Origin of the sequence: Paenibacillus sp. FA6 (assembly GCF_051550225.1) — a bacterium.
Lineage (GTDB): Bacteria > Bacillota > Bacilli > Paenibacillales > Paenibacillaceae > Paenibacillus_AQ.
Genome location: NZ_CP188820.1, coordinates 3,953,529 through 3,966,016 on the forward strand (window position 1 = coordinate 3,953,529; position 12,488 = coordinate 3,966,016).

12 protein-coding genes and 1 other annotated feature are annotated in these 12,488 nt (G+C 42.8%); of the genes, 4 read left to right on the plus strand and 8 right to left on the minus strand.

Annotation, left to right across the window (positions count from 1 at the left end; all coding sequences use genetic code 11):
- Positions 1–18 precede the first annotated feature (18 nt).
- Positions 19–1,008, plus strand: coding sequence for a metal-dependent hydrolase (locus ACP8HI_RS18280; protein ID WP_438347610.1), 990 nt, complete (start codon positions 19–21; stop codon positions 1,006–1,008).
- A gap of 167 nt (positions 1,009–1,175) precedes the next feature.
- On the opposite strand, the gene ACP8HI_RS18285 is transcribed toward ACP8HI_RS18280, so the two are convergent.
- A complete protein-coding gene (locus ACP8HI_RS18285) occupies positions 1,176–1,403 on the minus strand; it encodes a small, acid-soluble spore protein, alpha/beta type (protein WP_438347611.1) in 228 nt (75 codons plus the stop codon).
- 118 nt (positions 1,404–1,521) lie between these two features.
- Between ACP8HI_RS18285 and ACP8HI_RS18290 the strand changes: the two genes are divergently transcribed.
- A complete protein-coding gene (locus tag ACP8HI_RS18290) occupies positions 1,522–1,707 on the plus strand; it encodes a hypothetical protein (protein ID WP_438347612.1) in 186 nt (61 codons plus the stop codon).
- Here the strand turns inward: ACP8HI_RS18290 and trpS are convergent.
- Positions 1,704–2,693 carry a tryptophan--tRNA ligase gene (trpS, locus tag ACP8HI_RS18295; protein WP_438347613.1) on the minus strand — a complete coding sequence of 330 codons (990 nt, stop codon included), beginning with the start codon at positions 2,691–2,693 and terminating at the stop codon, positions 1,704–1,706. The genes ACP8HI_RS18290 and trpS overlap by 4 nt on opposite strands.
- A 135-nt stretch (positions 2,694–2,828) precedes the next feature.
- Positions 2,829–3,079 (minus strand) — a binding site (T-box leader).
- Positions 3,080–3,213: 134 nt separating this feature from the next.
- On the opposite strand from trpS, the gene ACP8HI_RS18300 reads away from it, so the two are divergent.
- Both ACP8HI_RS18300 and ACP8HI_RS18305 read left to right on the plus strand, forming a co-directional pair.
- The gene (locus ACP8HI_RS18300) at positions 3,214–4,185 is read left to right on the plus strand and encodes an aldose 1-epimerase (protein WP_438347614.1); all 972 of its coding nucleotides are present in this window, start codon (positions 3,214–3,216) and stop codon (positions 4,183–4,185) included.
- A 106-nt stretch (positions 4,186–4,291) separates the two neighbouring features.
- A complete protein-coding gene (locus ACP8HI_RS18305) occupies positions 4,292–4,537 on the plus strand; it encodes a small, acid-soluble spore protein, alpha/beta type (protein WP_438347615.1) in 246 nt (81 codons plus the stop codon).
- A gap of 149 nt (positions 4,538–4,686) precedes the next feature.
- On the opposite strand, the gene ACP8HI_RS18310 is transcribed toward ACP8HI_RS18305, so the two are convergent.
- The 6 genes from ACP8HI_RS18310 to ACP8HI_RS18335 form a co-directional block, all read right to left on the minus strand.
- A complete protein-coding gene (locus ACP8HI_RS18310; RefSeq protein ID WP_438347616.1) occupies positions 4,687–5,712 on the minus strand; it encodes a glycoside hydrolase family protein in 1,026 nt (341 codons plus the stop codon).
- 147 nt (positions 5,713–5,859) lie between these two features.
- Entirely contained in the window at positions 5,860–7,674 is a 1,815-nt protein-coding gene (locus tag ACP8HI_RS18315; protein WP_438347617.1) for a glycoside hydrolase family 35 protein, read from the minus strand.
- Positions 7,675–7,720: 46 nt separating this feature from the next.
- Positions 7,721–8,962: an alpha-L-fucosidase gene (locus ACP8HI_RS18320; RefSeq protein WP_438347618.1), complete on the minus strand. Its 1,242-nt coding sequence runs from the start codon at positions 8,960–8,962 to the stop codon at positions 7,721–7,723.
- Positions 8,963–9,100: 138 nt separating this feature from the next.
- Positions 9,101–10,489 carry an ABC transporter substrate-binding protein gene (locus tag ACP8HI_RS18325; protein WP_438347619.1) on the minus strand — a complete coding sequence of 463 codons (1,389 nt, stop codon included), beginning with the start codon at positions 10,487–10,489 and terminating at the stop codon, positions 9,101–9,103.
- A 124-nt stretch (positions 10,490–10,613) separates the two neighbouring features.
- Positions 10,614–11,405 carry a carbohydrate ABC transporter permease gene (locus tag ACP8HI_RS18330; protein ID WP_438351893.1) on the minus strand — a complete coding sequence of 264 codons (792 nt, stop codon included), beginning with the start codon at positions 11,403–11,405 and terminating at the stop codon, positions 10,614–10,616.
- 68 nt (positions 11,406–11,473) lie between these two features.
- Entirely contained in the window at positions 11,474–12,373 is a 900-nt protein-coding gene (locus ACP8HI_RS18335; RefSeq protein ID WP_438351894.1) for a carbohydrate ABC transporter permease, read from the minus strand.
- Positions 12,374–12,488 lie beyond the last annotated feature (115 nt).

A 12,488-nucleotide genomic window follows, 5' to 3' on the forward strand; every position in this document is an offset into this window, starting at 1 on the left:
ACAAAGGAGAGTTGATCTATGGACACAGGCACACATATAGTCATGGGATTCACACTTGCAGGCTTAGCTCACATCGATCCTGTGGTGGCTACAACCCCTTCTCTTGCCATAGCTGTAGCGATTGGAACTGTCTTAGCTTCACAAGCTCCCGATATTGACAGCGTCCTTCGATTGAAGAATAACGCTGTATATATCCGTAATCACAGGGGAATTACCCATTCGCTCCCTTTCCTGCTTATATGGACTGTACTCATTACAGCGGCTATCTCACTCCTATTTCGAGACGTTAGCGTCCTTCACTTAGGAATGTGGACCGGTATAGCTGTATGCGTTCATGTATTCAGTGATTTATTTAACACCTATGGTACTCAAGCTTTTCGCCCATTTACTGAAAAGTGGGTTTCATGGAATATCATTCACATTTTTGATCCCTTTATATTCGGAAGTCACTTAACAGCTATCCTTCTTTGGGTTCTCGGGATGGTACAGCCCGCACCATTATTCATCGTTCTTTATAGTTCAACGATTTGTTATTATATCTGGAGGACGATCCATCATTACCGCAAAACATTGGAAGCCGCGCGACTAGATGCTAACTATCAACAGGGAGATACTTATTATCTCATCCCTACAGTATCGCTTTATCATTGGAACATTGTTAAATTACAACAGGATGGGAGCTATGATATCGGAACTCTGAATCGACATCTTCTTCACTGGAACCATCGATCCGTGACTTCTTCAACTCATGAGGCGGTTGAACATTCCAAGCAACACCCTAACGTGGAAGCCTTTCTTTATTTCACTTCCTTCGCTATTGCCGATGTAGAAGATGTAGACAATGGATATATTGTTCGTTGGACCGATGTCCGATATCGTCACCGTACGCAATATCCTTTTGTCGCTGTAGTCGTTATGGACAATCAGTATACACCAGTGGGCTCATATATCGGGTGGTTAAGCGATGAGAAAATGAATGCACGCCTACCCGTCAATTATTCTACTTGACAAGAATAGACCTACTAAGCTTAATATACATGTAGAGCGCCATGACTCTCTTCTCTTATTAAGAGTGATGGATTACGTTCTACATGTATTTTAAATTTTCTTATTCAAAAAAAACCTAGAGCAAGTGCTCTAGGCTTCATGATGATTTCCATCTATCAATTCGTCAGTTACATGTTACCATTTTTTCCTGAAAGCGATTGCTCAGCCATTTGAACCAGTCTTTTCGTAATATAGCCTCCGAGAGAACCCATTTCTCTTGAAGTATAACTGCCATAATAACCATCCTGCGGAATCGTAACACCGAGTTCTTGAGCAGCCTCCATTTTAAGTTGTTGGATCGCTGCTCTTGCTTGAGGAACCACGAGATTGTTGGAACTTGATTGTCCTTGTGCCATAATAATAATCTCCTTTCACTTCTGTTTCTGTAATGAAGTGCAAGCTTGCAAGCTTAGTATGGCTACTTGGATGAACATTATTCTTTCTTTCCCTAAATAATCACTGGAGGTTTTTAACATGAGTAAAGGTCTTTCATTATGGTTTGCAGCTTCATCCATCATCATCCTGGCAGTAGCCGCTATCGCCATCAGTCATTCAGGGTGGATCGCCTTAATCTTAAGCGTATTGGGCGTCTTTAATATCGGCTATGGATTTGTTATCAAATCTAAACGAAGAAAGTCATCCATTGAGCAACCTAACTAGTGCTTGGATGGTAGAAATCCCATACGCTGTTTAACATCATCCAGAGTCCGACTGGCAACTTCATGGGCATTCCTAGCTCCTTGAGCTAGGATGTCTTGAATTTCGCCAGACTCTCGGATTTCATAATAACGTTTCTGCAAAGGTTCAAGCGTATTCACGATCACTTCAGCTAAATCCTTTTTGAATCCTCCATACATTTGCCCTTCATACTTCAAACGAATATCCTCAAGTGATGAACCCGAACACTGAGAATAAATACTCATTAGATTACTAATCTCCGGTTTTGTTGCTTCATCATATCTAACTTCTGCCCCTGAATCCGTTGTAGCTCTACTGATTTTTTTGCGAATAACATCCGGCGGATCTAATAAAGCGATAAAGCTAGCGGCAACAGAACTACTTTTGCTCATTTTCTTGCTAGCATCATCCAATGACATCACCCGAGCTCCTACTTCTGGAATATAGGGTTCTGGCAAAGTGAAGCATTCCCCATAACGATGATTGAAACGTCCTGCTAGATCGCGTGTCAGCTCCAAATGCTGTTTCTGGTCTTCACCTACTGGAACTAAGTCCGCGTTGTATACAAGGATATCTGCAGCCATTAGTGACGGATATACAAATAACCCTGCGCCAATAGATTCTTTTCCATTCGATTTTTCCTTAAACTGAGTCATCCGCTCCAGCTCACCCATAGTTGTCAATGTAGTTAATAACCATCCGAGTTCCGCATGCTGTGGTACAGCTGATTGTAAGAACACATTCGATTTGGCAGGATCAATCCCAGCAGCAATAAATAATGCCGCATTGGCTTCCGAAAGATCGCGAAGTGTCTCTGGTTGTTGGGGTACCGTAATTGCATGCAAATCAGCGACCATGAAATAACATTGATGGAGATCCTGTAGCTTTACGAAATTCTTCATTGCACCGATATAATTGCCGAGCGTTAGCCGTCCACTAGGTTGTATGCCTGAAAGTACTCTTTTCAATTTAATCACTCCCATTATTGTAGTTAACAACAAGCAGAAACGGCTATGCCGTCTCTGCCGAAATATAAGAAATAGAGTATCAAGTGAAACCTATACTTTCTTATATTTTGAAAAACAAAAATAGGCCCATCATCCGCAAGGGACGTGAGACCGTGGTGCCACCCTTATTTATCGCAAATAGCTGATTGTTCCAACAGAGCAACAAACTTGCGACCTTCCATTTCCGTAACGTGGAATATACGACCAGTCTATTGAGGAACTCATTATTCCCGTTCAACTCGGCACTCAAGGGTCCATTCAACATATCGACACCACCGGTTCACATCAACCACCGGCTTTCTGAAGGTCATCCAACTATGCTTACTTATCCCTGTCATCGCGTTAATGATCTTAATCTATACTTACATGCAATGATAAGACCCATAGCACATGATTGTCAAACTCATTTTTACCAAACCATCATTAATCTGTTACGATGATACTATATTCTTAAAATTATAACAGGCAAAGGAGCTTACTAATGAAACAAATAACCAAAGGAACATGGAACGGTTACGACACCTATATCCTTCATAGCGACGATCTTCAAATCACCTTACTTCCGGGACTTGGTAATAACGTCATTTCAATCTGGGACAAACATGAAGAGCGACATATTCTCAGAGAACCTAATGAACAAGATCTCGAATTCTATCTACTTAAACCTTACCATTTCGGGATTCCCTTACTTCTACCACCGGGTAGAATTCGGAATGGACAATTCAATTATGACGGGATAGATTATCAATTCACTCGTAACACGGCAGGTGATAATCATATTCACGGATTGCATAAGACTCAAAGTTGGTGCGTAAGTGATATTGAAGAAGATGAGAATGGTTGTTCAATCACGACTGAATTTCTGACAAGTGATGATAGTAACTGGATGACTCAATCACCCACTCCCCTTAAGTTTCAAATCATCTTTAAACTACAGGGTTCACGGTTTACTCAGCAATTAAAAGTAACCAATCAAGGGGAACACGCTTTTCCGCTGGGTCTCGGATTCCATACATGGTTCTTGCTGAATGGACAACCTCAAGATTGGACATTAAAGGTGCCTGTTGAAGCCATATACGAACTCGATGAAGCATTAATTCCATCAGGTGAACTGATCCCCTTAGATGATCTAGAAGATCTTAACGTGGGTCTTAATTTAGCGGGGACTAATCTTGATACGATACTTCGAATCGGGGAACAACAGCCCGTTGAAGCCGTTCTGACTCACAAAGATGGTTACGGAATTAGATATGTTGCAGATGATCAATATTTCAAGCATTGGGTTCTCTACACTAAGGGACAGGCAGATGAATTTCTATGCATAGAACCCTACACTTGGTTACCCAATGCTCCTAATCTTCCACAAGGACCAGAATTCACAGGGTTAATCCGTCTAGAACCACAGCAAACCTTTGATACACAACTTTATCTAGAATCAATACGTCGTCCTTAGTGTTCAGATATCAAATAATTACCACTTCTAAACTACCTAATTTTCTGTATGTTTTCCCATGTTTATATCCATAATAACCTCATTAAGTACAAAGGAGGTGACAAACATGGGTCAAGCAGGTCAACAAGGTCAAGGTCGGAGCAGTCGTTCCAATAACTTGGTAGTCCCTCAAGCAACTGCTGCTTTGCAACAATTGAAAATGGAAGCAGCACAAGAGCTAGGTGTTCAAATTCCTCAAGATGGTTACTATGGCAACTACACTTCCCGTGAAATGGGTTCTTTGGGAGGCTATATCACCAAGCGCCTAGTACAAATAGCAGAACAACAATTATCGGGTCGTTCTAACTCGTAATCTGCTTTTTTGAGTAGCATCCGTAAATAATCAAATGGGACTCCTCCCTCAGGTCTAATTATGGACCTGAAGGAGGAGTCCCTTTTTGGACTTCGCTTTTATTTCATTACGCCCCAGAAAGATTCCAAAGCCATGAAGCTTTCGTACCATTATAGATCTAAAGGGATGACCATATTCCAGGTATTCTGCCCGCAGAATCCCCCTTCTCCATCTGCTGTAGCTGCAAACAAATGCGTCGGACGACCTTCCTGGAACAGTAGAAATGGCCTTTCAAAATTCCCCATTTGTGTTACTGTTCCATCATCCCAGGTCACATTCCTCGAGTAAGCCTTCGGATTGTCCGCGATCCTCCAATGGAGTCCGTCCTCCGACGATGCATGTATGCCACCATGCTTCTCGTTGCATACATATCCGTCCATATCTTTGGCGATCATCTCGTAGCCGCAGTCCGTTTTCCATATAAAGGGATCCTCTAAGTGAATATCGGAGGGTGGGAAAATTGGTTCATCACTAAGAGGGCGATAAGGACCATCAAAATGGTTGGCCCATGCCACACCAAGAGCCATATCGCTGAAATGATTACCTTCATATTGTCTGGCTTTATAAATCAGCAGCACGGAGCCATCTTCGTGAACGATCGGTGCCGGATTCGAGGTTAAGTAGCTATCAAACTTCCCAGGGCGCACACCCAGGATAGGCTCATCAAGACGCGTCCAAGGACCATTTACGCTGTTGGCTGTTGCCAGACCGATTCTTTTGTTGGATCTGGCAACGATCACCTTGGGGTCGTCCAAATCCAATCCCTCACCCGGATTAACATCCTCAAAAGGATGAGTTGTTCCCATATAATAGAGGAGATACGTATTGTTATATCTAACGATATGAGGATTATGAGTTGCCCGTCCATCCCAATATTCCGCCCCTCTTGCTGGCAGAACGACCTCTTGAAATACATACGGTCCTTGCGGGGTATCGGACTCGGCGCGCACGACCTCCGATTGAACAAGCCAGCCCGGGTGCATCGGCAGATGCTTGGGCCATCGCGAGGCGAACATATGAAACCTTCCATCCTCTCCTTGCACAACAGAACCACACCAGATCCAGTAACCTTCCATGGCAAACCCGCCATTTCTGGGAGCAGGCATCAGTCGGTCAAAAAAGCCTTTTGTTCTCATCTCTCAGACATCTCCTCTACTAAAATATATATAGATGAATTTCGTTTCGAACTTCCACCCATCTGCATGCAAAACGGATAACGCGTCGATTGCTGTTTGTCCAGTCGCAGATATAATCATTTCCTGGTTTTGCTCGGCTGAGCGGGACTACTCATCTTGAACGAAATTCAACACTCGGTCGTCCACCATGGCAGTTATTCCAAGATCAGGTTGGTTAACAAGCGTGATGACTGGCTCATCTGAATAGCCATGAAGTTCGAATAACACAATTTCATTACGCCCCTTCCGAAGCAGTGGTCCTGGAATATACAGCGTACGTTGCGGGCCTACCTCCCAATACCGACCCAGATTAAAGCCATTAATCCATGCTACCCCCTTCTTCCAGCCATCAAACCGTAGAAAGGTATCTCCTATCCGATCCACCTCGAAATAACCTTTATAGAATTTAGGAGTCTCCCCACTTCCACATGATGAATCAACCATCGTCTTCTCATAACACACAGAAGAAAGGGATTTGGGATGAAGAGGGAGCGACCGTATCGTCCAATTATGCTGGAACTGGTTATCAAGCAATACGCCCTCCGTTATTCCCTTAGGATCACGAATAAGAGGACCGTAATTGATCCTTCCCATGTTCTCAACAAGGATATCAAGTCTTGCTCCTTCTTTAGGCACGGTAATATCCAATGGCTTGGGATCCCAGCGTTCTACAACCCCTAATAGCTGTCCATCAAGAAAGACTTGTGCCCGGTCGCGAACTTCCTGAATATACAGTTTTTGTGCTGATCGCGGTCCCTTCACCCAGGTCGAATAGAGAATAAAGCCGTAAGCCTGTCCCAACTTCTCCATAGGTTTGATGGCGGTCTGCTCCACCGGCACAGATAGTTGATCCAACTGACTAAACAATGACCTACTCTCTGAAAGTGTTACCTTCCCATAGGAATATTTAGGGATCGGTTCCGGTAGCGGACAGCCAGGTTGAATGCCATGCTTGTCAAACACTTTTCGGATTGCCTTGTACTTCTCCGTTACATCCCCCCACTCTGTCAACGGAGCATCATAATCATAGCTAGTAACCGTAGGCTCATAGGTCTTAATATGATTGGCACCATTATAAAATCCAAAGTTCGTCCCACCATGGAACATGTATAGATTAACCGACGCGCCTTTCTCCAGCATTTCATCCAATACGTCTGCCACATCAGAAGCCTCACGAACATGATGGGGTTCCATCCAATGATCGAACCAACCGTTCCAGAATTCCATAACCATGAGTGGCTCCGATTCTCTATACTCCCGGTATTTATTAATCGATTCTGTAACACGAGATCCAAAATTCACCGTAGCATGAATATCTTCTATCGTGCCCCCTATCAACATCTCGTCAGTAGGTCCATCTGAAGTGAACAGCAACACGTCTATCCCTCTCTGCAAAAGCCCATTACGAATATATTCCAGATACTGAGTATCATTACCGTAACTTCCATATTCATTCTCCACCTGAACCGCCAAAATCGGTCCGCCATTCGTAGAGAGCAGTGGGACAAGCTTAGGGATGATTTGGTCAAAATACCGATCCACCTTGGTTAAATAGGCCTGATCAAAGCAACGGAGCTGCATATCGCTGTCTTTGAGGAGCCACGCAGGTAATCCCCCGAACTCCCACTCCGCGCAAATAAAAGGACTAGGACGAACAATCACATGTAGATCCAGTTCGGCTGCAAGCTCAATAAACTGAACGATGTCAGCAATCCCTTCGAACTGATATTGGCCTTCCTGCGGCTCATGTAAATTCCAGGGAACATAGGTTTCCACAGTGTTAAATCCGCACGCTTTCAATTTCTGCAAACGATCCATCCAATACTCTGGGACGACTCGAAAATAATGTATCGCACCCGACAATATACGGTAAGGCACCCCGTGCAGGAAATACTGCCCTTCCTTCAACTCCAATCGACTCATGTTTTCCACTTCCTTCTGTATTGTTTAACATCGTGAACACACTAATTCATTTGCTATTAAACACAGCAAATCGTCTTATCATTGGACGTTCAATCGCCCCGAGCACCCTTAAACGTACCTTGTCCGCAGATATCGGTTTGAACTGGTCGATCTTTTTGTGTCCAATAGCACTTCCTTGGATAATCTCTACCCATTCGCCACCAGATTGAGCTTCAATAATATAGTCATGTACCCGTTCTCCGAAAGCAATGTCTTCCATAATGATAATATCGTCAATGATGAGACTCTCAGGTAACTCAAGTTCGATCTTGTCACCCTCACCCGTCATCTCTGCAAGAGAATGACCGAATCGACGCTCTATCTCGTTCCCTAACGCAATGACGCGATTCACGTCCACCTCCGGCATAAGTCCACGGCTATCTGGTGCTATATTCAGAAGTAGTGTTGCTCCATGACCGACCGATCGGTAATAAATGTCCATTAATTGCTCTAATGAGATCAGTAGATGCTCCTCATCAGGATGCCAGAACCATCGATCCTTACGAATGGGTACATCACATTCGGCTGGCACCCAGCGGGGGGTCTCAGGCAGCCATTTCAGTGACGCCTCACTGAACATGCTCACACGAGCCGATTCGGCTGTATTCCAGCAAGGGTAAGGGGCAAGTCCATCTTCATTGCCAACCCAGCGTATCGTCGGTGCTCCCATATTAAAAACCATGGCATCTGGTTGATATTGCTTGATCAAGTTCATGATTCGTGTCCAATCGTACTCTCTACCTTCTGAGCCCGCCCCATCGAACCAGATCTCAACGAGCGTGCCATAACCTGTCAGCAATTCCTCCAACTGCTTAGCGTAGAATTTATCATACTCCTGCGGATCAGAATAACATGGCTCATGCCGATCCCAAGGGGATACGTATAGACCGAAGCCAATTCCTTCTTCACGGCAAGCATCCGCGCAGTCCTGTACAATATCCCCTTTCCCATCTCTCCAAGGACTGGAGGCTACCGAATAATCAGTCGTTGAAGTCGGCCACAGACAGAAACCATCATGATGCTTGGCTGTAAGCACGAAATAACGGAATCCTGCTTCCTTGGCGGTACGTACCCACTGGCGAGCATCCAGCTCAACCGGGTTGAATAGGGACGGTGAATCATTTCCTTCGCCCCACTCCTGATCACAGAACGTGTTCATTCCAAAGTGGCAGAACATCCCTAGCTCAAGATCCTGCCAACGAAGTTGCTGCTGGGTTGGTACAGGTAATGATGTAAATAAATTGACCATGCTAGCTCACCCTTTCTTACTCCTAATTTCTTAGTTACAGATACTCTAATTAATCGTCATGAAAAAAGAGGAGCTTTGAAGCAGCCATGTATAGACTGCTTCAAAGCTCCCCGGTTCTTAATTCACTTCAATATTTCTTTACTTGGACTCTTTTTCATCAATAACTTTCGTCGCTTCATCAACCATCCATTTCTGAACATCATCAATCGAATCTTTTCCTAGCATAAATTTACTAAATCCGTCATTGATAATCTTCGTTAAATCAGATGTGCTTATAGTAACAATTTCTGAGGAATCCAAATATTTAATGTCAGAACCAAACAACGTATTTTTAAGTGATTCAACATCATATTTGTCAGTATTCGTACCGATCAACCGGTCAAGAAGCGTATTCTGATCTGATTTCTTAGAACCAGAAAACTCTGTTCTTGATTGTGAATCTTCTGTTGACATGAACCGCATCAATTTAAATGATGCTTCCTTGTTCTTTGAAGTTGCCCCCATTGCAAGTTGTCCGCCACCTACAAAATACTTTCCGTCCCCATAATCTTTTGGTAACGCCTCTTTTGGAGGAAGCGGAACCGGAGCAAACGCCGTCTTAAAGTCATGTGGATATTGCTCAAGATTACCTGGGTCAGGGATCATGAAACTTCCTGATAGGATCATGGCAGCATCACCACTGAAAAATTCACTACGATAGTTAAGTTTAGCTGCAAGAACATCCGAGTAAGGCTTAGTCGATTTATCTATCGCTTCCATATCCTTGCGTAGTTGGAAGAAGTATTTATAAGTCGGATCAGACAAGATAGTCGTTCCATCATCATACCGGAATGGATCTTTCATAACCGTCTGTGCCGGGGCATTCATATACAATTCCCATGTATGGAAATACGATCCGTAACGTTTATCGACACCTTCACCTTTGGTCAACTTCTTACTATATTCACGGAAATCATCCCATGTCCAGCCATAAGTTGGCACAGGTAGTCCAACCTCATCCAGGGCATCCTTGTTTAACAATACAAACTGGTAACCCGCCGTCATCTGCATACCATAATATTTGTTATCCACTTTTGGATTAACATAATATTCATCTTCAGGAACGATGTTCTCGGCCTGATAGAACTCATCCAGTGGGGCCCATGCGCTTCTAGCTGCTCTTTCAACAACTGCACCTGCACTCGGAACGTTGACTACGTCAACCGCTTCACCTGATGAAATTAAAAAATCAAGTTTCTTCAACATTTCCACGGAATTACCCGGAACAAGGACAACATGCTCAACTTTGATATTCGGATTCAGACCCTCGAATTCCTTCAGCATCGCTTTCGTACCTTCTTCTGTATCCGCATTATCCCAGTTGTAATACTTGATAGATACTTGCTCTTCTTTCTTATCCCCTGCAACTTCAGCATTCGATGGTTCAGCCGTTTTGGAATTACTACCACATGCGCTTAGTACAGTGAAAATAGCTAACATTAGACATATTGAAACTAAAAAATTACGTTTACTCTTCTTTCGATTCATTTTCCTTGCCCCCTTTAATTGAATAACCATCATCTTTCAACATCAGTATAGTGACTAACTGATAAGTACAAGTGTACAATTTTGAGGTATAAGGATCATTATTTTGACTTTCCCCTTTTAAGGGTCAACCTTTCACACCACCAAGTGCAATTCCACTAATAACTTGTTTCTGCAATACGATAAATAATATGAGTAATGGAATAATGGCTGACAATGATGCCATCATCATAATCGCGTCATTGGTCGTATAATCATCCCTGAACAAGGTCATACCGAGCGGAATCGTATACAGTTCCTTAGATTGCAAGAAGATAAGAGGGTTCTGGTAATCATTCCATGACCAAATAAATTTAATGATAGCAACCGTTGCAATTACTGGCTTACATAGCGGAATAACGATGGATGCGAATGTTCTTAATTGACCTGCTCCATCAATTTTAGCCGCCTCAATATACTCATCGCTAATGCCAATCATGAATTGCCGAAGTAGGAACGTGAAGTAAATAGAAAACATCCCCATAAAAATCAACGCTGTATGAGTATCATAAAGACCTAACCAACGAACCAACATAAAACGAGGAATTAATGTCGCCTGATCCGGTATGATCATAAATGAAATCAGAGCCATAAACACTAAATTTCTCCCCTTGAAACGAAGCTTCGTAAAGGCATAAGCCGCCATTGTGGAAATGATTAATGCAATTAATGTTACCATGACAGCTATTTTAATAGAGTTAAAATAAATATGAAAGAATGATACTTTCCCCATCCAAACTGCTTTGAAATTATACAGTACATTTGTGGATTTAGGAATCCATTGAATAGGGAAACGCATAACATCCCTTTCAAATTTAAAAGCAGATGAGATCATCCATACGAATGGAATCAAGAAGAAAATAGATAGCGCACCCATCATAACGGTAGTGATGAGTTTTGAAATATTTTGTTTAATGAATAGCAACGAAAGCCCCTCCTTTTTTATAACTATTCCTCATTCCTAAATTTCCAGGTTACCGCAGTAATAACAGCAATGATGGCAAACAATAGCCATGATATAGCTGAAGCGTATCCCATGTTATAATTCACGAATCCTTCTTCATAAATCCGGAATACGATGACCGTAGAGGAATTATCTGGTCCTCCTTCAGTCAAGTAGGAGATGATATCAAACACTTTAAATGAACCGATTAACATCGTAATAAACAAGAAAAAGGTTGTCGGTCTAAGCAATGGAACTGTGATCTTGAAAAACTTGGTTAAGGAAGTTGCACCATCGATTTCCGCAGCTTCATATAGTTCATTCGATATACCTGTAAGCCCGGCCAAATAAATAATAATGGTATATCCGAGTCCTGCCCAAGAAGTAATGATCGCAATGGCTATGAGTGACGTGTTGGGGTCCACAAGCCATTTAGGTGGATTGGAAATCCCTATGTCCATCAGGAACTGATTAATCGGCCCTAGCGATGGGTGGTACAATGCACTCCATACTGCCGCAATCGCAATGATGGACGAAATATAGGGAATGAAGAATACAACTTTAAAGTAATCCTTCCAGAACACCTTGTTATGAATAAGAACCGCCAATATCAGTGCAATGACCATAGGAATGGGCACCGTCATCACTGTATACATCAAGTTATTCTTTAACGCTCTCATGATGGTTGGATCTTGAAACATGCGAATGTAATTATCTATCCCCAAAAATTTAATTCCTGATATCCCTGATAAAAGATCCCAAGAGGTAAAGCTTAAGTAAAGAGAGAAACCAAGAGCAAATACATTTAGTAATAGCATGCCTATGATTTCTGGGGCAAGAAACAACCAGCCTATCAAAGCTTCTCTCCGCCTTGGAGTCCAAAATCTACTTGGCTTCTGAAGCATTTCAGGAGTAATGGTTGGTTTAGTAGCTTCCACTTCGTATCACCTCAACGTTTAATAAGTTAATGCTAATGATAATAGAAAACCACCATATGCAGGGGATAGATTATGACCAAGT

Excerpts from the sequence above, each read along its gene's own strand:
- ACP8HI_RS18285 (WP_438347611.1), bottom strand. The coding sequence starts at position 1,403 with ATGGCACAAGGACAATCAAGTTCCAACAATCTCGTGGTTCCTCAAGCA.
- ACP8HI_RS18280 (WP_438347610.1), top strand. The coding sequence starts at position 19 with ATGGACACAGGCACACATATAGTCATGGGATTCACACTTGCAGGCTTA.
- ACP8HI_RS18300 (WP_438347614.1), top strand. The coding sequence starts at position 3,214 with ATGAAACAAATAACCAAAGGAACATGGAACGGTTACGACACCTATATC.
- ACP8HI_RS18315 (WP_438347617.1), bottom strand. The coding sequence starts at position 7,674 with ATGAGTCGATTGGAGTTGAAGGAAGGGCAGTATTTCCTGCACGGGGTG.
- ACP8HI_RS18310 (WP_438347616.1), bottom strand. The coding sequence starts at position 5,712 with ATGAGAACAAAAGGCTTTTTTGACCGACTGATGCCTGCTCCCAGAAAT.
- ACP8HI_RS18330 (WP_438351893.1), bottom strand. The coding sequence starts at position 11,405 with ATGATGGGTGCGCTATCTATTTTCTTCTTGATTCCATTCGTATGGATG.
- ACP8HI_RS18290 (WP_438347612.1), top strand. The coding sequence starts at position 1,522 with ATGAGTAAAGGTCTTTCATTATGGTTTGCAGCTTCATCCATCATCATC.
- ACP8HI_RS18335 (WP_438351894.1), bottom strand. The coding sequence starts at position 12,373 with ATGCTTCAGAAGCCAAGTAGATTTTGGACTCCAAGGCGGAGAGAAGCT.
- ACP8HI_RS18320 (WP_438347618.1), bottom strand. The coding sequence starts at position 8,962 with ATGGTCAATTTATTTACATCATTACCTGTACCAACCCAGCAGCAACTT.
- ACP8HI_RS18325 (WP_438347619.1), bottom strand. The coding sequence starts at position 10,489 with ATGAATCGAAAGAAGAGTAAACGTAATTTTTTAGTTTCAATATGTCTA.
- ACP8HI_RS18305 (WP_438347615.1), top strand. The coding sequence starts at position 4,292 with ATGGGTCAAGCAGGTCAACAAGGTCAAGGTCGGAGCAGTCGTTCCAAT.